Source organism: Caballeronia cordobensis, assembly GCF_001544575.2.
GTDB classification, from domain to species: Bacteria; Pseudomonadota; Gammaproteobacteria; order Burkholderiales; family Burkholderiaceae; genus Caballeronia; species Caballeronia cordobensis.
Window position 1 is genome coordinate 95,034 of the sequence record NZ_FCNY02000015.1, and the last position, 21,594, is coordinate 116,627.

General features: G+C 63.5%; 22 protein-coding genes. 6 read left to right on the forward strand and 16 right to left on the reverse strand.

The genetic code is table 11. The features are described 5' to 3' along the window. Positions 1-4: 4 nt before the first annotated feature. Entirely contained in the window at positions 5-1,018 is a 1,014-nt protein-coding gene (locus AWB70_RS26245; protein ID WP_053569721.1) for an AraC family transcriptional regulator, read from the reverse strand. A 170-nt stretch (positions 1,019-1,188) separates the two neighbouring features. Here AWB70_RS26245 and AWB70_RS26250 point away from each other — a divergent pair, with 170 nt between their 5' ends. Continuing rightward, positions 1,189-2,040 carry a class I SAM-dependent methyltransferase gene (locus AWB70_RS26250; protein WP_014251576.1) on the forward strand — a complete coding sequence of 284 codons (852 nt, stop codon included), beginning with the start codon at positions 1,189-1,191 and terminating at the stop codon, positions 2,038-2,040. Positions 2,041-2,090: 50 nt separating this feature from the next. Here the strand turns inward: AWB70_RS26250 and AWB70_RS26255 are convergent, their stop codons facing one another. From AWB70_RS26255 to AWB70_RS26270, 4 genes are all read right to left on the reverse strand, one after another. Beyond that, entirely contained in the window at positions 2,091-3,137 is a 1,047-nt protein-coding gene (locus AWB70_RS26255) for a Gfo/Idh/MocA family protein (RefSeq protein ID WP_053569720.1), read from the reverse strand. Positions 3,138-3,206: 69 nt separating this feature from the next. Next, positions 3,207-3,416, reverse strand: coding sequence for a hypothetical protein (locus tag AWB70_RS26260; RefSeq protein WP_053569874.1), 210 nt, complete (start codon positions 3,414-3,416; stop codon positions 3,207-3,209). Between the two features lie 80 nt (positions 3,417-3,496). After that, positions 3,497-4,876 (reverse strand): ATP-binding protein, encoded by a 1,380-nt coding sequence (locus AWB70_RS26265; RefSeq protein ID WP_053569719.1) that lies wholly within the window; start codon positions 4,874-4,876, stop codon positions 3,497-3,499. Further along, positions 4,873-5,535 carry a response regulator gene (locus tag AWB70_RS26270; protein ID WP_014251572.1) on the reverse strand — a complete coding sequence of 221 codons (663 nt, stop codon included), beginning with the start codon at positions 5,533-5,535 and terminating at the stop codon, positions 4,873-4,875. Before AWB70_RS26270 ends, AWB70_RS26265 begins: the two co-directional genes overlap by 4 nt. Positions 5,536-5,941: 406 nt before the next feature. Between AWB70_RS26270 and AWB70_RS26275 the strand changes: the two genes are divergently transcribed. Then, positions 5,942-6,919, forward strand: a complete 978-nt coding sequence (locus AWB70_RS26275) for a helix-turn-helix domain-containing GNAT family N-acetyltransferase (protein ID WP_053569718.1) — start codon at positions 5,942-5,944, stop codon at positions 6,917-6,919. Between the two features lie 4 nt (positions 6,920-6,923). On the opposite strand, the gene AWB70_RS26280 is transcribed toward AWB70_RS26275, so the two are convergent. From AWB70_RS26280 to AWB70_RS26295, 4 genes are all read right to left on the reverse strand, one after another. Beyond that, positions 6,924-7,847 carry a dihydrodipicolinate synthase family protein gene (locus AWB70_RS26280; protein ID WP_200826440.1) on the reverse strand — a complete coding sequence of 308 codons (924 nt, stop codon included), beginning with the start codon at positions 7,845-7,847 and terminating at the stop codon, positions 6,924-6,926. A 13-nt stretch (positions 7,848-7,860) separates the two neighbouring features. Continuing rightward, a complete protein-coding gene (locus AWB70_RS26285; RefSeq protein ID WP_053569717.1) occupies positions 7,861-9,573 on the reverse strand; it encodes an IlvD/Edd family dehydratase in 1,713 nt (570 codons plus the stop codon). Between the two features lie 145 nt (positions 9,574-9,718). Then, positions 9,719-11,035: an MFS transporter gene (locus AWB70_RS26290; RefSeq protein ID WP_053569716.1), complete on the reverse strand. Its 1,317-nt coding sequence runs from the start codon at positions 11,033-11,035 to the stop codon at positions 9,719-9,721. A gap of 17 nt (positions 11,036-11,052) precedes the next feature. Beyond that, positions 11,053-12,234, reverse strand: coding sequence for a M20 aminoacylase family protein (locus AWB70_RS26295; protein ID WP_053569715.1), 1,182 nt, complete (start codon positions 12,232-12,234; stop codon positions 11,053-11,055). A gap of 133 nt (positions 12,235-12,367) precedes the next feature. On the opposite strand from AWB70_RS26295, the gene AWB70_RS26300 reads away from it, so the two are divergent. Then, positions 12,368-13,270: a LysR substrate-binding domain-containing protein gene (locus AWB70_RS26300; protein ID WP_053569872.1), complete on the forward strand. Its 903-nt coding sequence runs from the start codon at positions 12,368-12,370 to the stop codon at positions 13,268-13,270. Positions 13,271-13,345: 75 nt separating this feature from the next. On the opposite strand, the gene AWB70_RS26305 is transcribed toward AWB70_RS26300, so the two are convergent. Further along, positions 13,346-14,308, reverse strand: a complete 963-nt coding sequence (locus tag AWB70_RS26305; RefSeq protein WP_053569714.1) for a LysR family transcriptional regulator — start codon at positions 14,306-14,308, stop codon at positions 13,346-13,348. Between the two features lie 131 nt (positions 14,309-14,439). Here AWB70_RS26305 and AWB70_RS26310 point away from each other — a divergent pair, with 131 nt between their 5' ends. Then, entirely contained in the window at positions 14,440-15,159 is a 720-nt protein-coding gene (locus tag AWB70_RS26310; protein ID WP_053569713.1) for an SDR family NAD(P)-dependent oxidoreductase, read from the forward strand. A gap of 73 nt (positions 15,160-15,232) precedes the next feature. Here the strand turns inward: AWB70_RS26310 and AWB70_RS26315 are convergent, their stop codons facing one another. After that, positions 15,233-16,030 carry an N-acetylmuramidase domain-containing protein gene (locus AWB70_RS26315; RefSeq protein WP_053569712.1) on the reverse strand — a complete coding sequence of 266 codons (798 nt, stop codon included), beginning with the start codon at positions 16,028-16,030 and terminating at the stop codon, positions 15,233-15,235. Positions 16,031-16,205: 175 nt separating this feature from the next. On the opposite strand from AWB70_RS26315, the gene AWB70_RS26320 reads away from it, so the two are divergent. Further along, on the forward strand, positions 16,206-16,493 hold the full coding sequence (locus AWB70_RS26320; protein ID WP_060854213.1) for a hypothetical protein: 288 nt from the start codon (positions 16,206-16,208) through the stop codon (positions 16,491-16,493). Between the two features lie 12 nt (positions 16,494-16,505). Here the strand turns inward: AWB70_RS26320 and AWB70_RS26325 are convergent, their stop codons facing one another. The 3 genes from AWB70_RS26325 to AWB70_RS26330 form a co-directional block, all read right to left on the reverse strand. Then, positions 16,506-17,063: a sterol desaturase family protein gene (locus AWB70_RS26325; RefSeq protein WP_060854214.1), complete on the reverse strand. Its 558-nt coding sequence runs from the start codon at positions 17,061-17,063 to the stop codon at positions 16,506-16,508. Between the two features lie 179 nt (positions 17,064-17,242). After that, positions 17,243-17,494 carry a hypothetical protein gene (locus AWB70_RS38460; protein ID WP_143281705.1) on the reverse strand — a complete coding sequence of 84 codons (252 nt, stop codon included), beginning with the start codon at positions 17,492-17,494 and terminating at the stop codon, positions 17,243-17,245. Positions 17,495-17,775: 281 nt separating this feature from the next. Continuing rightward, entirely contained in the window at positions 17,776-18,294 is a 519-nt protein-coding gene (locus AWB70_RS26330) for a hypothetical protein (protein WP_053569710.1), read from the reverse strand. A 182-nt stretch (positions 18,295-18,476) separates the two neighbouring features. Between AWB70_RS26330 and AWB70_RS26335 the strand changes: the two genes are divergently transcribed. Further along, a complete protein-coding gene (locus AWB70_RS26335) occupies positions 18,477-19,115 on the forward strand; it encodes a YceI family protein (protein WP_053569709.1) in 639 nt (212 codons plus the stop codon). Between the two features lie 28 nt (positions 19,116-19,143). On the opposite strand, the gene tdh is transcribed toward AWB70_RS26335, so the two are convergent. Both tdh and AWB70_RS26345 read right to left on the reverse strand, forming a co-directional pair. Continuing rightward, a complete protein-coding gene (tdh, locus tag AWB70_RS26340; RefSeq protein WP_045452530.1) occupies positions 19,144-20,175 on the reverse strand; it encodes an L-threonine 3-dehydrogenase in 1,032 nt (343 codons plus the stop codon). Between the two features lie 100 nt (positions 20,176-20,275). Next, positions 20,276-21,478: a glycine C-acetyltransferase gene (locus tag AWB70_RS26345; protein ID WP_045452527.1), complete on the reverse strand. Its 1,203-nt coding sequence runs from the start codon at positions 21,476-21,478 to the stop codon at positions 20,276-20,278. Positions 21,479-21,594: the final 116 nt, after the last annotated feature.

Below are 21,594 nucleotides of genomic sequence, written 5' to 3' on the forward strand. Positions count from 1 at the left end.
AAGCTCAATGCGTTTGCGCCACGGCTTCCACGCGCGTTTTCTCGCGGCGCCACGTCGCGGGCGGCTTACCGACGAGGCGTTTGAACGCGCGGATGAACGCCGCTTCGGACGCGTAGCCCACGTCCTGCGCAACCGACGCGATCGTCGAGTTGGTGTTGCGCAAGAGACCCGATGCGACCTGCATGCGCCAGTTGACGAGATATTGCATCGGCGGCAGTCCGATCATGTCGACGAAGCGCTCGTGCAACGCCGAACGCGAGAGACCCACGCGCTCGCCGAGTTCCTCGACGGTCCATTCGTGCGACGGTTCGTCGTGCATGACGGCAAGCGCGCGGCCCACGAACCGGTCGCGCAATCCCGCGAGCCAGCCGCGGCTTTGATCAGGCAGCACTTCGACGTAACGGCGCACCGCATCGACGAACATCATTTCGCTCATGCGTTCGAGCATCGCCTCGCCGCCGGGCCGCTTATGGCGCGATTCGACCACGGCCTGCTGCATGAAGTGATTAATCCAGCCTTGCGTGCCGGTCTCGCTCAGATGAAGCAGGCGCGGCAACGTGGCGATCAGCGGATTGAACGGCCGCAGATCGCAGCCGAGAAAGCCGCACACGAGCATTGTTTCGTATGAATCCGCGGGGCGCGGATTGTTGCGCGCTTCGACCGCGTCATAGGTCAGCGTAAAGGGCAACTGATCGATCTTCATCGAGAGCGGATCGATATCGGCCTCCGCGCGAATGCCGGGCGCGCTCGAAATCACATGCGCATCGCCATGCGGAAACACGATGATGTCGCCGCTCGCGAGACGCACCGGCGCTTCGCCGACGAGCGCGCCCCAGCAGTTGCCATGCGTCACGACGTGATACTCCATCACGTGCTCGCAATCCGGCATGACGATGCTGGCGATGTCGCGCGCGGGCGGCGCCTCGGCCGCCCAGCTACGGTTTCCGCTCACATGAAAGAAGAGCGCGCCGCGCAGGCGCACCGTGCGCAGCACATCGGACAGGATGTCGTGACTCATGTGGGCTCCCGGTGAGCGAAAGCATCGGCGCGTCGCAAAGCGGACGATCGGGCAATTCGCGGCGACTCGCGGACAGGCATCGAAGCGATGGTAACGGGATACTGCCTGTGCCCGCCATCAGGGCGATGCTCGACACCTCATCTGGAAACTGGGAACCTGGAGAAGGAACCATGCATGCGTTGAATACATCCGCGATCTGCGACGAGCCGATCAAGGCACAACCCGACTTCGCCGCGATCAAGGCCAAGCAGCAAGCCACATGGGCGAGCGGCGACTTTGCCGTGATCGGCACGACCTTGCAGATCGTGGGCGAAATGCTCGCTGAATCGATCGACGTGCGCGCAGGCGAACGTGTTCTCGATATCGCCGCGGGCAACGGCAACGCGACGCTCGCCGCCGCTCGCCGTTTCGCTCACGTGACATCGACCGATTACGTGCCCGCGCTGCTCGAAAAGGGCCGTGCGCGCGCGCAGGCCGAAGGCCTTGCCGTCGATTTCAAGGAAGCCGATGCCGAAGCGCTGCCCTTCGACGACGGCAGCTTCGATGTCGTGCTGTCCACCTTCGGCGCGATGTTCACGCCCGATCACAAGCGCCCGGCGAGCGAAATGCTGCGCGTTGCGAAGAGCGGCGGGCGCATCGGCATGGCGAACTGGACGCCCGAAGGTTTCATCGGACAACTATTCAAGCTGATCGGCGGATATGTGCCGCCGCCCGCGGGCCTGCAATCGCCGGCGCTGTGGGGCACCGAGCCGCATCTGGTCGCGTTGTTCGGCTCGGAAGCGCTGGATATCCGTTGCGTTCGCAAGCACTTCAACATGCGCTATGAATCGAGCGCGCACTGGATTCAGGTGTTCCGCGATTTCTACGGGCCGGTGCATCGTGCGTTCGCCGCGCTCGATGCCGCGAAACAGGCGGATCTCGAACGCGATATCACGGCCTTGCTCGAACGCTGCAACGTGGCGGGCGCGGCGTCGCTCGTGGTGCCGAGCGAGTATCTCGAAGTGGTGATCGTCAGGCGCTGAAGTCGTGAGCGGCTCGCGCGCCCGCACGGCGCATGAGCCGCCCGGCGAACTCAGAGCATCACAGGCTTTTCGCTGCGCGCGCTTTCGATGATGGCCGCAAGCGTCGCGGCATTGTCGAGGCTCACTTGCGCGTAATACTCGATTGCGGCGGCATCGTGCGTCGCGATCATGCGCGCGAAGCTTTCGGCCGCGAAGAAGAAACCGCTGCCCGCTTCGGATGCGACCGTCTCGAACGGCACCGAATTCGGAATGCCGCGCCGCACGCGCAACTGGCTCGGCAAATAGCCGAACTGATCGCCGGCAGTCTGCGCGCTCGTGTGATTCAGATATTCGGTGTCGATCGTGCCCTGCGTGCCGATGAGCGTCGCATGACGATGATTGGCCGCGTCCATCGAGCACGAGACTTGCGCGCGGCGGCCATCGGCATAGACGAGCGTCGCCATGAGGCTGATATCGACCTTGCTATCGGCCCACGTCGCGACGGCATCGACCCGTTGCGGCGCGCTGCCCATCACGAGGCGAATGAGGCTCAGCGGATAGCTGCCCGCATCGAGCAGCGCGCCGCCGCCGAGTTCCGGCTTCATGCGGATGTTCGCGCCGGGATTGCCCACCGTGAAGCCGAAGCTGGCCTGGATCGCGCGCACGTCGCCGATCGCGCCTTCGCCGATCAGCGTCATCATCGCGGTCGTTTGCGGCTGGAAGTAATACGGAAACGCTTCGAGCAGCATCACGCCATTGCGATCGGCGGCTTCGAACATGCGCACGGCTTCGTCGCGATCGAGCGCGAGCGGCTTTTCGCACAGGATGTGCTTGCCGTGGTCCGCGGCCTTGATCGCCCATTCGGCATGCAGGCTGTTCGGCAGCGGGATATAGACCGCGTCGATGTCCGGGGAGGCGAGCAGCGCGTCATAGCTGCCGAACCACGTTTCGATGCCGTTCGCTTCGGCGAACGCCTTCGCGCTTTCATCGCTGCGGCTCGCGACCGCGACGACGCGCACGGTCTCGCTCGGGCGGACGTCACGCGTGAATTGTCTTGCGATGTTCGCGCCGCCGAGAATGCCGAGGCGCAGGACGGAAGAGGCTTGAGTGGACGACAAGGCGGCTCCTTGAATTTGTACCAAACGGTTCACTCACGAAAGGTACCACAATCGTGCGCCGTTCGGCTTTCAGTGCACGCACGAATCCGGACGATGCTTCGCGCCGCGCCGTTCGGGGGGCACCTTGCAATCGTCCACGCGTTGCTCGTCGCTGGCTTTGTCGCCGAGGCGCTCTTTCAGGGTTTTCGGTTCGGACGCGGCCTCGGATGCGGCTGCCTCCACGGCATGCGCCGCGCCGCTCCACGCAATGCATGCACAGATGAGCACGAGCTTCTTCATGACGGGCCCGCCGGCAAGGATGGAAACAACCAGCATCGTCGCGCGCGAAAATAGCGACGCCCCGCTTCTTGCGCTTTCATTCACGCATTCATTCCGCTGACGATATCGCTCTCGCGCAAGGACGACGCCGCCACGCGCAAGCCGCGCACCGAGACGGCGAGGCCGCTCGCGTCCGCGCGGTTCTTCACATCGAGCGTCGCATGGTGCCGTTGCGCGACCCGCAGCGCGATGGCGAGCCCGAGCCCGCTGCCGTGCCCCGACGTGCCGCTGCAACGATAGAAGCGGTCGCACACGCGGTCGATCTCGCTCTCCGGAATGCCCGTGCCGGAATCGAGCACGGTCAACGTAATGCCTTGCGTTTCGCGCCGCAAGGTCACGTCGACGCGACCGCCGGGCGGCGTATGGCGAATCGCGTTGTCGAGCAGATTGTTGACGAGCGCGGCGAACGCGTGCGTGTCGCCCAGGATGGTGAAGGCGTCGTCATCGCTCAGCGCGTGTTCGAGTTCCAGACCGAGATCGATGTGTCGCGCTTCCGCCAGCAGCGAGAAATCGGCGACGCGCATTTCGCAGAGCGCGCGCAGGCTCATCGGCGCGATAGCGGCTTCGGGCGCGGCATCTTCGCGCGCCATGCTGAGCAACTGCTGCGCGAGGTGGATGAGACGATTCAGGCGGCCGTCGATTTTCGCGATCGTCCCGTGATCGACCTGTAGCGAGCCGTCGCCGATAGCGCCCTGGATTTGCAGCTTCAGCGCGGTGAGCGGCGTGCGCAGCTCGTGCGCCGCATCCGCGACGAAGGTTCGTTGCGCCTGCGACGCGTCGTTCAGGCGCGCGAGCAGGCCGTTCAATGCGTCGACGAGCGGGCGCAGTTCGTCCGGCATCGGCTTGGTCAATGCAATCGGTTCGAGCGATTCCGGCGAGCGCGCGGCGAGCGACTGCGACAGCCAGCGCACCGGCGAAAGCCCGCGCGCGACGACGACAAGCACGATCACGACGATCGCCGGAATGAGCAGCGCAAGCGGCCAGATGGTGCGCAGCGCGAGCGTCACGGCCATGTCGTCGCGAATGAAGTAGGGCTGCGAGACTTGCACGAAACGATCCGGCTGCGTGACGCCGAACGCGCGCCAGCGATAGCCTTCACGATCGGCGGATTGAAAGCCCTCGCCGAAGCGCGGCAACGCCGGCTCACGCGGCGAGTGATAAATGAGGCGGCCCGAGCGGTCCCATATGTCGATGACGAGGCTGTCGTCCGCGATGCCGTGCAGTTCGGGATCGCGTCCCTCTGCGATGCCGTCGGCGGTGATGTTGTGCGGCAGCGAAAGCGCGACGGTGCGCAGTTCGTAATCGAAGAGCTCGCCCGCCTCCAGCCGCGCAGCGCTGAAAATGCCGATTCCCGCGATCAGACACGCGATGCCGAGGCCGCAGAAGAGCCAGCCGAGCAGCCATCGGCGAATCGATGTCATCCGATCCTCTTCAATCGATAGCCGACGCCGCGCACGGTCACGATCTCGTCCGCGCCGATCTTGCGCCGCAGGCTGTGCACGTGGACTTCGATCGCATTGCTGCCGACTTCCTCGCCCCAGCCGTACAGCTTTTCTTCGAGCTCGTTGCGGCGGAACACGCGCGACGGCTCTTCGATCAGCGCCTGCAGCAGCGAGAATTCGCGCGGCACGAGATTGAGCACGACGCCGCCCTTGGCCGCTTCGTGCGCGGCGGGGTCGAGCGTCAGTTCGCCGTGCGTATAGACGGGATGCTTGTGGCCGGTGCGCCGCCGCAGCAGCGCGCGCACGCGGGCGGCAAGCTCGTCCAGATCGAAGGGCTTCATCAGATAGTCGTCCGCGCCGGTATCGAGGCCGCGGATACGGTCGTCGATGGCATCGCGCGCGGTCAGGATCATCACGGGCGCGGCGCCGCCCTTCTTGCGATAGTCCGCGAGCACATCGATGCCGTCACGCTTGGGCAGCGTCAGGTCCAGCAACACGAGGTCGTACACGTCGTTGCCGAGCGAAAGCTCCGCGGCCCGGCCGTCCTGCGCCCAGTCCACGGTGTAGCTCGCGCGGCGCAGCGCCGCGAGCACGCTTTCCGCGATCATCTCGTCGTCCTCCACCAGTAACAGGCGCATGCGATTCTCCAGGCTCTAACGCGTCGCCGCCGATTCTCCCGCCCGCATGCTTAACCGCCACTTAAGTCACGCGCGCGAACGCACATTGTCGCCCGGCAACGGCCAAGTGAAGCGCAGGCTTTAAGCATCGCATAAGGTTGGGCCACGCACTATACGTCGAACGCGCCGGCTCGCCGGCGAATCACCGCGCAGCAGCGTGCCACGCGATCGGGCGTGACTCGGAACTCGCCCGATCTCCTTCACCCGGCCTTGAGCCGGGTTCTTTTTTGCCTGTCCATTTTTGCCGGTTTGCCGCAAGGTGAGATTTTGCGGGAGCACGATTTACCGCATCGTTTCGCTTGCAAAAGTTGCGGGGCGCAACTAGTCTACGAGAACATCGTTGCGCTTCGCAACCAATGGAACCGTCATGGACTTCGTCGATACCCCCGTTCAATCCCGCGACAAAACCATCCTCGAATTACGCGAGTTTTCGCGCAAGCTCGTGCGCGAACTGGGCTTCATGCGCAACACGCTCGCGGACAGCGGCCTCGCGCCTTCCGCGGTGCACGCGATCATCGAGATCGGCGCGACGCCCGGCATCCAGGCGCGCGATATCGCCGCGATTCTGCGGCTCGACAAGTCGAACGCGAGCCGTCAGATCGCGCGGCTGGAGGCGGCGGGGCTGCTCACGCGCCAGACTTCGAGCGACGACGCGCGCTCGTCGGAACTTTATCTCACGTCGGCCGGGCAGAAGTTGCGCCGAAAGATCGACAAGTTCGCCACCGACCAGGTTTCCGACGCGCTGCGCCGCATGGTGCCCGAAGATCAGCAGACGCTCGTGCGCTCGCTCGCGCTTTACGCCGATGCACTCGCGCACGGTCACGATCACCAGCACGAAAAGGCGCGCGCCGCGCATACCGAAAGCGCCTGTATCGTCGAAGGTTATCGGCCGGGATGCATCGGCGATATCGCGAGTCTGCACGCGCGCTTCTATGCGCATCATGCGGGCTTCGGCGTGTTCTTCGAGCGCAAGGTGGCAACGGAACTGGCCGCGTTCGCCGAGAATCTGCCGGCGCAAGGCAAGGCCTTGTGGCTCGTCATGGAAGGCGAGCGCACGCTCGGCTCGCTCGCAATCGATGGCGATGCCGCGACGCGCGTCGCGCATCTGCGCTGGTTCATCATCGACGATGCATTGCGCGGCAGCGGCGTGGGCCGGCAATTGATGGCGCGCGCAATGGACTTCGCCGACGCGCATTACGACGAGACGTATTTGTGGACCTTCAAGAGTCTCGACGCCGCGCGTCACTTGTACGAGTCGTTCGGCTTCACGCTGACGGACGAAGCCGAAGGCCAGCAATGGGGCAAGGCGGTGACCGAGCAGCGCTTCACGCGCCGCCCGGCCTGACGGTTCAGCGGCGCAAGACGCGTGAGGTTGGACCGAGATGTTGCGCGAACCGCCGCGCGCATTCGAGGCCGAATGACGTAGGGCGCGCGCCGCGATCGTGCGCGACATCGAAGCCCATGCGCCACGCCGCGATGCGCTTGCCGTAACAGGTGAGCGTTTCCAGCGACTGCATCACGAAGACGATCTCAGGCAACACTTCGGCGTAGAGCGATTCGGCGTCATGCTCGTGGCCTTCGGCGAACGCTTCGTGGATCGCCACCTGACGATCGAACGCATCCGGCGCAACGATCAGGCCATCGCAGCCCGCGCGCAGGTTATCGATGAGTTCCTGGCCGCCGCGCCCGTTGAACACGGCGAGCGTCTGTTCGAGCGCGCGCAGGCGCTCGATGGTCGCGCGTATCGTCACGGCCGGGCCTTCGCCCTTGAGCAGGCGAAAGTTGGGCCGCTCGGCGGCGAGCGCGGCGATCGATTCCGCCGACAAACCCACGCCCAGATATTCGGGCGCGTTCTGCAGGCCTGCGCTCGCGCCGGTTCGTTCGAGCACCGAGGCGAAGAAGTCGTAGTAGAACGCCTCGGGCTCGCCGCGTCTTGAAGGCGGCTGAAGAATGAGCCACGACGCGCCGCGCTCGAGCGCGTAATCGGCAAGCGCGACCTGACGCTCCACGCTATCGCCCGTGATGGTGACCGCGAGCGGCACGCGTCCTGCGATATGCGCGGCGCAATCGTCGATCATCGTGCGCTTTTCGTCTTCCGACAGGCGATTCACTTCCGTCGCAAGCCCGAGCGTGACGATGGCGGGCGCGCCCGCCGCGATGGTCGCGTCAATCTGCTTGCGCGTGGCGTCGCTGTCGATGCGGTTCAGCGCGTCGAAGAACGCATAGAGAACCGGCCACATGCCCGGCGGCGGCGCTTGATGCTGGTCTGTCATGAATCGCCTCCGATCAATGCGAGTCGCGCGGCACCGGCGCGCCGCTCGATCCGACGAGGAAGTCCAGATCCGCGCCCTGATCCGCCTGCAAGACGTGCTCGACATACAGGCGGTAGTAGCCGCGCTTCGGCAACTCCGGCGCTTGCCACGCGGCGCGGCGTCGTTCGAGTTCTTCGTCCGATACGTCGAGATGCAGGCGACGCGCCTCGACGTCGAGCTCGATCATGTCGCCTGTCTGCACGAGCGCGAGCGGGCCGCCCGCCGCCGCTTCCGGCGACACATGCAGCACGACCGCGCCGTATGCCGTGCCGCTCATGCGGCCATCGGAGATGCGGACCATGTCCGTGATGCCCTTCTGAAGCACTTTTTTCGGCAGCGGCATGTTGCCGACTTCCGCGAAACCCGGATAGCCCTTCGGCCCCGCGCCCTTCAACACCATGATGCAGTGCTCGTCGATATCGAGCGAATCGTCGTCGACCTTGGCGTGCAGGTCTTCGACGTTCTCGAACACGACCGCGCGCCCGCGATGCTTCAAAAGCGAAGCCGTCGCCGCCGATGGCTTGATGACCGCGCCGTTCGGCGCGAGATTGCCCTTCAGCACCGCGATGCCCGCATGCGGCTTGAATGGCTGCGCGAAGGTGGTGATGACTTTCTCGTCGTAGTTCGGCGCGTCGCTCACGTTCTCCCAGATCGAGCGGCCGTTCACCGTGAGCGCATCGCGATGCAAAAGCCCTTGCTCGCCGAGCTGACGCAACACCGCGGGCAGCCCGCCCGCGTAATAGAAGTCTTCCATCAGGTACTCGCCCGATGGTTGCAGATTGACGAGGCATGGCACGTTGCTGCCGAGTTCCCAGTCCTCCAACGTCAGTTCCACGCCGATGCGTTTGGCGAGCGCGATCAGATGCACGACCGCATTCGTCGATCCGCCGATAGCCGCGTTCGTGCGAATCGCGTTTTCGAAGGCCTCGCGCGTGAGGATCTTGTCCATCGTGACATCGTCTTTGACCATATCGACGATGCGCCTCCCCGCCATATGCGCAAGCACCTGACGGCGCGCATCGACGGCGGGAATCGCGGCGTTCTGCGGCAAACCCATGCCGAGCGATTCGACCATCGAGGCCATCGTGGAGGCGGTGCCCATCGTCATGCAATGGCCGCGCGAGCGGTTCATGCACGACTCGGCCTCGACGAATTCTTCCTGCGTCATCGTGCCCGCGCGCACTTCCTCCGACATCTGCCACACGCCCGTGCCCGAGCCAAGCGTGCCGCCGCGAAAGCGGCCGTTCAGCATCGCGCCGCCCGATACGGCGAGCGCGGGCAGATTGCACGATGCCGCGCCCATCAGCAACGCGGGCGTGGTCTTGTCGCAGCCGACGAGAAGAATGACGCCATCGATAGGATTGCCGCGTATCGACTCTTCGACATCCATCGACGCGAGATTGCGGAACAACATGGCGGTGGGCCGCAGATTGGATTCGCCGAGCGACATCACCGGGAATTCGAGCGGCAGGCCGCCCGCTTCGCGCACGCCGCGCTTCACGTATTCCGCGAGCTCGCGGAAATGCGCGTTGCACGGCGTGAGTTCGGACCATGTATTGCAGATGCCGATGACCGGGCGGCCATCGAAGTTATCGTGAGGAATGCCCTGGTTTTTCATCCACGAGCGATGAATGAAGGCGTCTTTGTCCTTGCCGCCGAACCAGCTTTGAGAGCGTAGCTTGCGCATGAATGTCCCCTTTTTGATGCGCGTTCGTCATATTGTGGGATCCAGAGAAAAAGGCCGCGAGCGCGGCCTTGTTTCGATACCGGACCTGTCGAGTTATACACCCCGCTCGCAGGCCCGGCGCGCTTTCTATCGCAAGATTTGACGATCAGTCGAGTGATTCCCTCGACCGTTCACGCATGCACGCGACCGCGATCACCGAGAGCGTGCCGCAGCCGATCACGTACCACGCGGGCGCCATCGCGCTCTTCGTGATGACGATGAGCGAGGTCACGAAAAACTGCGCGAAGCCGCCGAAGATCGCAACGCCCAGGCTGTAGACAATGGCCGCGCCCGTCGCGCGCACCGATCGCGGAAAAAGCTCGCCGAGCATCGCGCCGGTCGGCCCGACATTGAGCGAATGCACGATCGACAACGCCGTGACCACCGCGAGCAACGTTCCCGTGGTCGGCGACTGGTTCAGCAGCGCGAAGGCCGGCCAGATCGCGAGCATGAGCAGAACGCGCGTCGTCTGCGCGAGCTTGTTGCGGCCGATGCGATCCGACAGATAGCCGCCGATCGGCGCGACGATGAAGAGGATCGCGCCCGACACGCAGCCCGAGAGCATCGCGGTCCAGCTCGGCAAGCCAAGCTGCTTCACGCCATAGATCGACAGATAGAACACGATGATGAAATGCGCCGACGTGCCGCCGATCGTCAGTCCGAGCCCGTTGAGCACGGCGCGGCCATGCTCGCGCAGCACCGTGACGAGCGGAATCTTCGGGGCTTTCGGTTGCGCCGCGACGCTTTCGCGCGGCGCTTCTTCCATCGTGCGCCGCAGCCACCAGCCGACCGGCACGATTGCGGTGCCAATGATGAACGGCACGCGCCATCCCCAGCTTTCGAGTTGCGACGCGCTCAGCGATGCGGTGAGCGCGACGCCCGTCAATGCGCCCGCGAGCGCTGACAAGCCCTGGCTCGCGAACTGCCACGAGGCGTAGAAGCCGCGCCGGTTCGCGGGCGCCTGTTCGAGCAGCAGCGTCGTCGATGCGCCGACTTCGCCGCCCGCCGAAAAGCCCTGGATCAAACGCGCGATCACGAGGATGACGGGACCCGCGACGCCCGCCTGCGCGTAGGTCGGCGCGACGGCGATCATCGCGGTGCCGAGCGCCATCAGGCCGAGCGTGAGCAGCATCGCCTTCTTGCGGCCGGCGCGGTCGGCGTACATGCCGATCAGCAGGCCGCCGATGGGACGCGTGAAGAATCCGACGCCGAAGCTCGCCACCGCGAGCAGCAACTGGCCAACCGGATCGTGCACCGGAAAGAACAGCTTGCCGATGACGAGCGCGAAGAACGCATAGACCGTGAAGTCGTAGAACTCCAGCGCGTTGCCGACCGCCGCCGCCATCACGAGCCGCGTGCGCGCTGCGCGGCTGGTCTGCGTCGATGCATTCGCCGGCGCGCTGGCGAAGGTGGGTGCGTTCATGATGTGCTCCGAGGGAATCAGTCGGCGAGCCAGGCTTCGGCCAGGCGCACCCAGTAGCTCGCGCCGATGGCGAGGATGTCGTCGTTGAAGTCGTAACCGGGGTTGTGAACCATGCAGCCGCCCTTCGAGCCGACGCCGTTGCCGATCCACGCATACGTGCCCGGACACGCTTCGAGCATGAACGCGAAGTCCTCGCTGCCCATCAGTGGCTTGGCGGCCGGCTCGACGCGTTGCGAGCCGAGCATCTTCACGGCGACATCGGTGGCGAAGGCCGTCGGTTCGGCGTGATTCACGAGCACGGGATAGCCGAGTTCGTAATCGATCTCGGCCGTGCAGCCGTAAGCGAGCGCCTGCGCGTTCGCGAGCACGGTGATGCGCGCCTGCAAGAGTTCGCGCACGCCCGCGTCGAGGGCGCGCACGGAGAGCTTCATCAGCGCGGTTTCGGGAATCACGTTGCACGCCTCGCCCGCCTGCACGCTGCCGACGGTGACGACCGCGGGTTTTTGCGCATCCACTTCGCGCGCGACGATGCTGTTGAGGCCGAGCATGATCGATGCGACCGCGGGCATCGGATCGCGTGCGACGTGCGGCATCGCGCCGTGACCGCCGACGCCGCGCACCGTGATGTTCACGCGGTCCGACGACGCCATGCCCGGCCCCGGCGTGAAGAACATGTCGCCCGCGGGCAGGCCGGGCATGTTGTGCAGGCCGAACACGGCGTCGCACGGGAATTGCTCGAAGAGGCCGTCTTCGATCATCGCGCGCGCGCCCGCCTCGCCTTCCTCGGCGGGCTGGAAGATCACGATGAGCGTGCCCGAAAACTGCCGGCTTTCAGCGAGATAACGCGCGGCGCACAGCAGCATCGCGGTGTGGCCGTCGTGGCCGCATGCGTGCATCGTGCGGGCGTGGGTGCTCGCATACGGCAGACCGGTGGTTTCCTCGATCGGCAACGCATCCATGTCCGCGCGCAGGCCGATGCGCTTGCCGCCCTCGCCCGCTTTCAGCACGCCGACGACGCCCGTCTTGCCGAGCCCGCGATGCACTTCGTAGCCCCACTGCGCGAGCGATTGCGCGACCAGATCGCTCGTCTGCGTTTCTTCGAACGCCATTTCGGGATGCGCGTGAATGCGCCGCCGGACATCGACGAATTCGGCCGCGATGGCGGCAATGCCTGGAACGACGGGCTCGACTGACAACATGTGACACTCCTTGCTCGATGCGTTTTTCAAGTGTCCCAAGCATATAAAGCCGAAACGCAAACCAAAAGACTGTAAATTTATTGCGTGATGACCGATGGTTGTCGGAAATAACCCTAGGATGTCCCTCATGAGCATGAAGTATCACCAGCTCCGTGCGTTTCTCACGACCGCCGAGCAAGGCAGCATCCGCGCGGCCGCGCGCAGCCTGCACCTGTCGCAGGCCGCGCTGACGAAAGCGATCAAGGAGCTGGAGCAGGATCTCGGCGTGCCGCTGGTTCTGCGCACCGCGCGCGGGGTGCAACTGACCGCGTTCGGGCAGCAGTTGCGCGTGCGGGCGCATTTGATCGTGAGCGAGATGCGGCGCGCCGAGGACGACATCGCGCAGATGAAAGGCGCGGGCGCGGGCAGTGTGAGCGCGGCCGTTACGCCGACCGCGGCGTTATCGATATTGCCGCAGGCGTACCGCGCGTTTCGCCGGCAGATGCCGAATGCGCGCGTGAGTTTCATCGAAGGCTTTCCGGGCGTGGCGATGCCGCGCCTGCGCGATGGCTCGCTCGATTTCGTGGTCGCGGTCGTCGTGCCCGAGCATCTCGCGCCGGAGTTCGATCACATCGAGTTGTACGAAAGCCGCTCGGCGATCGTTGGGCGCGCGGATCATCCGCTGAGGCATTGCACGTCGCTCGCGGAGTTATCGGAGGCGGAATGGCTGTTGAATCCGTCGCCGGAAAGCTCGACGCAGGCGCTGCTGGATTCGTATGCGGAGCGCGGGCTCACGGTGCCGGGGCGCGTGATCGAGTGTCCGAGCTTCATCATCGCGCATGGGTTGCTGCGTGGCTCGGATGCGCTGGCTGCGATGCCGGCCGCGCTGCTCGACCATCCGTGGGTCGGCGAGGGACTCGCGATTTTCCCCATTGCCGATCCGTTGCCGGCGGTGTCGGTTCGCGTCGTGACGCGGCGGGACAGTCCGTTGACGCCCGCCGCCGCGTTGTTGCTGGAGTGTCTGCAGCATGCGGCGCGGATGTTGGATCCGCGGTGAACTGATTGCGGTCGTTCACACAGCCAATCGCAGGAGAGCAACGACGCGTCAAAAGATGAGGAGTGTGCGACCGGACTAGCGATTGGATCGCAGTGAATCTTCCGGCTTCGGATCTCGCGGATAGGCCGCCTGGCACATCTCCAGCACCTCGGCGCGAAGCCACCGATGGCCCGGATCCTGGTCCAGGCGGGGATGCCAAATCGCCGAGACATTGAAAGCGGGTGTGAGCACAGGCAGCTCGAAGTATTGAAGCCCGTTGGCCGCGGCGTGGTCGGGTGTGAACGGGTTGCCGAGACAGGAATGCGGGATGGTGGAAAGCAAGTCTGAGTAACGGGCTAGTTGCATGGCGCTGGTATAGGACGGAACCACCATCACCACCTTCCGCCGCAGGCCCAGTGCTTCGAGGGCCGCGTCCACCGTGCTAACCGCATCCTTGACCCGCGAAGTCGCCACATGGCCGCACGAAGTCCAGTGCTCGATGCTGAAACCGGTGCCGCCCATAAGCGGATGCCCGAGTCGGCACACGCCCACGTAGCGGTCGCGAAAGAGCAGGCGCGTACGGATCTCGGGGGCCTTGGTCCCGACGATGCCGATCTCGAGATCAATCATGCCTTCGCGCAGTGGCTGGGCGTCCCAGTCAGGCTTGGGCGTGAAGCAAAGCTTCACGCCGGGGGCCGCGCGCTGGATCCTGTTCATCAAAGGCACACCGAGCAGGTCGATAAAGCCTTCTCCCGCTCGCAGGGTGAAGCGTTGCTCGAGGGTGGCGGCGTCGAACACGTGGTCTGCAGGGCTCAGTAACGCCTGCGCTTCGCGCGTCAGCGAAGGGAGGCGCTGGCTCAACTGCTCCGCGTAGGGCGTGAGAACCAGCGTGCGGCCGGCCTGCAGCAGTAGGCGATCGCCAGTGGCCGTACGCAGACGCGTGAGCGTGCGACTCATGGCCGAGACGCTGAGGTTCAGGCGCCGGGCCGCTCCCGTAATGCTGCGTTCGGTCAGCAGCACATCCAGGGCCGTCAGGAGGTTGAGGTCGACGCGTGACATCGCGCCAGCATAGCGGAAAGGCGGTCAGGTGTGGCGTTTGGTGCAATCATGGATTGCAGGCAGAGCGTCTGGTGCAAAGCTGGAGTGGTCCCCAGAATAACCAACATCACGCCGACGAAGAAGGAACGCTCATGCCCCAAGCGCTAAACCCCACTCACACGCCCACGATTCTGCTCATCGGCGCCTCGCGCGGACTTGGCCATGCCATGGCGGCTGAGTTTCTGAAGAAGGGATGGCGCGTCGTGGGTACCGTGCGCGCCGGCAGCGGCCGGACCCCGCTGCATGCGCTTGCCGATGAGCATCGGGACAAGGTCGAAATTGAGACTCTGGACATCACCCGCCCTAATGAGATCCGGGCCCTGCACGAGCGCTTGTCCGACCGGACGTTCGACATTCTGTTCGTCAATGCTGGTACCACCAATCCGGATCCATCCCAAACTATCGGCGAGGTGTCGACCGACGATTACGTGAGCCTCATGATCACCAATGCACTCAGCCCCATGCGGGTGGTGGAACGCCTGTGCGATCTTGTTCCGCCCACAGGGCTGATCGGGGTCATGTCGTCCGGACAGGGCAGCATTGCCGACAACGAGTCCGGCCAGCGAGAGGTCTACCGTGGCAGCAAGGCGGCACTGAATCAGTTCATGCGCTGCTTTGCCGCGCGCCAGGCTCAAACGCCCCGCGCCATGTTGCTAATGGCACCGGGTTGGGTGCGCACCGAACTGGGCGGGCCAGATGGGACACTGTCGATCGAGGAGAGCGTTCCTGGGGTCGTGAATGTGCTGCTGGCCAAGCAAGGGCGACCGGGCTTGGAATACCTCGATTACCGCGGACTGACCGTGCGGTGGTGACCGGGATGCGCCGGTGTGCGTGGGCGAATCCTCGGCGGGCGGCGACATCGGCCAGCGCTCGCTCGCGGTTGCCTCAATGAAGCGCTCGCTTTTCCTGCGCCGCCTGCCTAAGCAGACCGAGCAGATCCGGATCGATGCCGTCCGTGAGCGGCAAGCCACGCTGCGTCTGGAATGCGTTCAGCGCGGAGCGGGTGAACCTGCCCATCACGCCATCGATGGCGCCGGGCGCGAGCCCGAGATACGTCAGATACACCTGTGCCGCGCGCAGCACGAGGTCCGGCGTGCCGCCCGAGGCGAACTTGCTGTAGGCGCCAGCAAGCCGCACGTCGTAATTGTTGGCGCGATAGCTCGGGCCGTTGTAGCTTCTCGCGAACGTGGCCCAGTCGTGTTGACGCAGCGCTTTGTGCCATCCGTTCCCTGCCATCGTATGCGCCGTCGCGAGCAACTGGTCGTCTTCCGACCGCGTCATCGCGGCGATCATGGCCTGCACGCTGGCGTATCCCGCCGTGGAGAAGTTGAACCCCATCACCTGCCCGAGGCCCCATGACGCGCTCTTGAGCGCAGCCGTCTCGTCGAGCGCCTGGGCCTCCGCGAGACGCAGGTACTGATGCGCGCCGCCTTCCCCATAGCCGCCCGACGAAGGCGCACTGATCTCGGGATGCGTCGCGTCGAAGCGGCCGTTCGTCTGATCGTGAAACTTGTGACGCTCGAACAGGATCGCGGGCCGTCCGTCCGGCAGAAAGCCGCACGCGCGGGTCTCGACCGCCAGTACGGCCCACAGTTCCGGCGCCTTGAGCCCGAGCGTGTCCAGCGCGGTCCCGACACCTTCTTCGTCCAGGGGTGCGGCGTCGCCGCTGAATGGGATCGTCATCGTGGTCACCTTCGTATCGGTTGATGGACGTGGCGCCTGCCAGCGCGCTATCCGGATGTCACGCGTCCACGCGTGGCGATGCAAGTCGGGTAGATCGTCCCGGACGCATTGAGAGGACGAACGGGGGTGGCTTCGTTTGAAGACATCGTGTTCTGTCAATCGCTTATGAAACGGCGTGGAAGCGAGCGCGGGAGCGGCAGACGGGCGGACCGTCGTCATTGAGCCGAACGATACGTTTGAAGAATGCGCTTCACTCGTGAGTGCTGCGCTGCTGAGGAAATTGATGAGTCCGCGACGGTTGTGGCGGATGTCGCGCAGCGTCAAGCTGCGCGTAGAGAGGGAATCGGGCAGACGTCGGCGATGGGCCAACAGGCTTGAGCAGATCGGCACAAGACAGATATGCGGCACGATCGACGTGAACTGGTCGATGCCGCCGCTCGCGGACGAAGCTGGCGCGGCCTGAAACGCAAGGCCTTCACACGCGGTTCTTCGACATCAGTTCGCGGTCGCGTTCGTTCGGCGCCCTGTACGTGCCAAACAGCAGGTCGGCGAGCGGAAAGACGAGGTTGTAGTTCACTTGTCGATACCGGTGATGCATCCAGTGATTGCGCGCGAGCCACCGATACGGATACCACTTTCTGAAGAATGCATCGCTCGGAATGTGCATTTGTCTATGAGCGGCGAACCAGATGATGTGATGAAGCGCCAGCACCACTGAAAAAACCAAGGCCAGGATGTGATCCAGTTGAAAAAGCGCCGCGACGAATGGCACCGCGAGCACCACGGTAAAGATGAAGTCGGGATCTACGCTGATATAGCGGCCTTGCGGATCGGGTTCGTGATCGAATTGCTGGTAATAGAGGTTGTGATGCAGGACGGCATGTTTGTAGTGTGTCGATTTGATAAAGCCGCTCCACGCCGTGACGCGGTTTCTCCTGTGCATGAAATACCTATGGAGAAACCATTCGAGCACGGAGAGAAACACGTAGCTGAACGCGGTGGAAAGCGCGATATCGATAGACGTCGGGATCATTTTGTTCAGGCGAACACATGGCGAATGAGGAAAGGGAACGTCGCTCATCGATTGTTTCCGGAGCGGGCAATCGTCAACTCTCTGCAGTCAATCCAAATAAATACGATAGGCGAGCCAATTGCAAGCGCGAGTAGGGACTACGCCACGTAGCACGAATTCAGGGACGTCCGGCTCCTCGCTCATTTCCGCTGCCGCGGCTTGGCCGGAAAATTCTCGCGCGCTGCCAGACCGGCGCAGAAGCAGAACTTCCTGTAGCTTTCGAACGGACTTTCATCGAAGCACTGATCGATGGTCAATTGTTGTTGCGGAAAGGACAGATAGCGGCTCGCATACGACGCGTATCGATTGGCCCTGATGACAACAGATCGGCCATCGAGCCGTCGCGGTCCACCACCGCTCCCGTCCGGAAGGTCGACCCAGGCAATATGCATGACGGTTGCGCGCGCATCTTATTGAGATCGATTCGGCATTTGCGCACGGCTGCGCCGAGATCAATCGACAATTTTATTTTGTTTTCCTAATGATATGTCAGGAGACAAAGTAGGTTTCGTCGGATTTTGTTCCCCTCTTCGCTTTTCGGAAGATCTTACGTGCCCGCCGTGACAAAGCGCCAGGCATCCATTTCATGCAGTGAAACGAGACGTAGCTAAATCATTGTCGTTGGAGCGAGCTTCTCGAAAAGTCGACACTCTATCGTCTCGCCACAAATCGCTTAGAACTTCACTTTAAGCATGAAACCGAGCGTGAACGGCAGATCGCTTGAAGGAATCGGCGGGATCAGGATGATGTTCGCGCCCACGCGCTTGTAATCGAGCATGATGAGCGGCGCGGCCACGGGCCCGACCGTATGGTTATGACCGATGCCGTAACTGCCGTAGTCGTAACCGGAAATGAGACCGGCCATCACGGCGAGCCTGATGTGATTCCAGTGCAGGAAGTCCGGCCCCCAGACGCCGCCGCCATAAAAGGAAGGCTTCGACAGCGAGTTGCGAAAGTAGCCGCCCGTTACCGCCCATTGCGGCGCGACCCAGCACTCCAGCCCGATACCGGGATTGAACTCCTCGAAGTCCTTCTCCGGATGAACGTGATGCGAGGCGATCATCGCGTCGACCCAAAGACCATCGTCGCACCAGCCCGCGTGCGCGGCAGGCGTCCACGCCGATGCGGCCAGCGCGACAGCCGTCAGAAAGCCGGCACGAGAGGTTCGGAAGCGGAGCGGCCAGATGCGCATGTGTTCTCCGCCATCGCACATGAGCGACGACGCCTTATTTTTGAGATGGTGGTCGAGGCGAACTCTACCTGATCGCGCCATTTTCGGGTGAGCAGGCGAAAAGCGCGTGACGGTCTGGGCACGTTTGTCCGTTCTCGGCGAAACTTGTCGAAGTTCTAATTTTTATTTCGAGGCAACGCGCGATGAAGTTTTATAAGCGTCTGATTGCGTTTCTGACGGCGACCGCGTTGATGGCATGTACGCCGTTGCAGGTGGTGACGCATCGCGTATCGCCGAACGAAGCGAGCGTGCCGCCGGGGCATTATCAACTCGATCCGCATCACTGGAACGTGAGCTTCGACGTCGATCATTTTCACTACTCGCGCTTCGTCATCCGATTCGACAAGGTGACGGCGCAACTCGACTGGAATGCGGACGGCATGTCCGGCAGTTCGGTGCGCGCCGACATCGATGCGTCGAGCGTCAACACTAACGTGCCGCTGCTCGATCGCATGCTGAAAGGGCCGGACATGTTCGATGTCGCGCGCTATCCGGGCATTGTCTTCACGAGCACGGGTTTTCAACGCACCGGCGACGACAAAGGCGTACTGACCGGCGATCTGACGATACGCGGGACGACGAAACCGGTCACGCTGAACGTGACGTTCAACGGCCACGCAGTCAATCCGCTCACGAAGCAGGAAACGCTGGGCTTCTCAGCCGACGGACATTTCAGCCGTGCCCAATTCGGATTGACGACGTGGTATCCGGCCGTGGGCGACGATGTGCACGTCGCCATTCAAGCGGAGTTTTCGAAGGCGCCCGCGCAGCCGGCGCAATGATGCGCGTGTCGCCTGTCGGGCGCGTCTTTCAGGCCTCTGTCCAGTCGAGCACGACCTTGCCGCTGTTGCCGGAGAGCATCGTATCGAACGCGCGCTGATAGTCGTCGACGGGAAAGGTGTGCGTGAGGATCGGCGACAAATCGAGGCCGCTTTGCAGCATCGCGACCATCTTGTACCAGGTTTCGAACATCTCGCGCCCGTAGATACCTTTGATCTCGAGCCCCTTGAAGATGACCTTGTTCCAGTCGATCGCGGTTTGCGCCGGCGGAATGCCGAGCAGCGCGACCTTGCCGCCGTGGTTCATCGACTCCAGCATGGCCGTGAATGCGCTCGGGACGCCGGACATTTCCAGCCCCACGTCGAAGCCCTCGGTCATGCCGAGTTCGCTCATGACGTCGCGCAGTTCCTCCCGGGCGACGTTGACGGCACGCGTCGCGCCCATCTTGCGGGCGAGTTCGAGGCGATACTCGTTGACATCGGTGATGACGACATTGCGCGCGCCGACATGCCTTGCGATCGCCGCGGCCATCACGCCGATCGGGCCCGCGCCGGTGATCAGCACGTCCTCGCCGACGAGATTGAACGACAGCGCGGTATGCGTCGCGTTACCGAACGGATCGAAGATCGCGGCCAGATCGTCGGAGATATCGGGAGGAATCTTGAAAGCGTTGAACGCCGGAATCACGAGATATTCGGCGAACGCGCCTTCGCGGTCCACGCCGACGCCGACCGTATTGCGGCACAAATGACGGCGACCGGCGCGGCAGTTGCGACAGAATCCGCAGGTGATGTGCCCTTCGCCCGACACGCGATCGCCGATGGCAAATCCGCGAACTTCCTGGCCCATCTCGACGATCTCGCCGACATATTCGTGACCGACATGCATCGGCACGGGAATCGTCTTTTGCGCCCACTCGTCCCACTTCCAGATGTGGATGTCGGTGCCGCAAATGGCAGTCTTCCGGATACGGATGAGCACGTCGTTGTGGCCGACATCGGGCCGCTTCACGCGCGTCAAGGTAAGGCCGGGCGCGCGTTCGAGTTTGGCGAGGGCTTTCATTGCGTTTGGATCCTGACGTATGGTCTTCGTAGTGATTCTGAGAAGAGCGCGGGCTCGTGGCCCGGCCTTCCTTTATGCGCATAAAGTCCGGAGACGGTGCTCAACGGATGACGCCGAGCGACCGGCCGACACGAGCGAACGCATCGACCGCGCGATCGATCTGTTCCGGCGTATGCGCGGCACTCATCTGCGTGCGGATGCGCGCGCGTCCCTTCGGCACGACGGGGTACGAAAAGCCGATCACATAGACGCCTTCGTCGAGCAGCGCATCGGCCATCTTCGATGCGAGTTGAGCGTCGCCAAGCATGACCGGAATGATCGGATGCTCGCCGGGAACGAGGTCGAAACCGAGAGCGGACATCGCGCGGCGGAAGTGCGCACCATTCTCGCGGACGCGTTGACGCAAGCTTGCGCCTTCGCTGCTGGCGAGCAGTTCGAGCACTTTGAGCGAAGCGGCCGCGATACTCGGCGCGAGCGTGTTCGAAAAGAGATACGGCCGGCTTCGCTGACGCAGCAGTTCGATGACTTCCTTGCGGGCAGCGACATATCCGCCCGATGCGCCGCCGAGCGCCTTGCCGAGCGTGCCCGTGATGATGTCCACGCGATCCAGCACACCGCAGTGTTCCGGCGTGCCGCGCCCGTTTTCTCCGATGAAACCGACGGCGTGCGAGTCATCGACCATCACGAGTGCGCCGTAGCGGTCCGCAAGATCGCAGATCCCGGCAAGGTCGGCGATGATCCCGTCCATCGAAAACACGCCGTCTGTCGCGATCAGCTTGAAGCGCGCTCCGGCTGCGTCCGCTTCCTGAAGGCGCGCTTCGAGATCCGCGAGATCGTTGTTCTTGTAGCGCAGACGCCGCGCTTTGGAGAGACGCACGCCATCGATGATGCTGGCGTGATTCAATTCGTCACTGATGATCGCGTCTTCTTCGGTCAGCAGCGTTTCGAAAAGGCCGCCGTTCGCGTCGAAACAGCTCGAATAAAGAATCGAGTCCTCGGTTCCGAGAAATTGTGCGATTGCCTGTTCGAGTTCCTTGTGCACGGTCTGCGTCCCGCAGATGAAGCGCACCGATGCCATGCCGAATCCGTCGGCATCGAGTCCGGCTTTCGCGGCGTCGATAAGACGGCGATCGTCCGCAAGTCCGAGGTAATTGTTTGCGCAGAAGTTGAGGACGTCGCTCCCGTTCGCCAGCCGGATATCCGAGGACTGCGGGCTCGCAATCACGCGCTCCGTTTTGTAGAACCCTGCGGCGCGTATCTCGTCGAGCGTCGAGCGCAAATGGGAAAGGTATCTGTCTTTCATCGCAATCCTTGTTCTTGACGTGCCCATGCATCCACGTGCTTTGCTGCTCGCGCCGCGGCCCATAGCCCTGTTATAGTGCATTCATCGCATCGGACATGTTCGATATTTCGAACGAA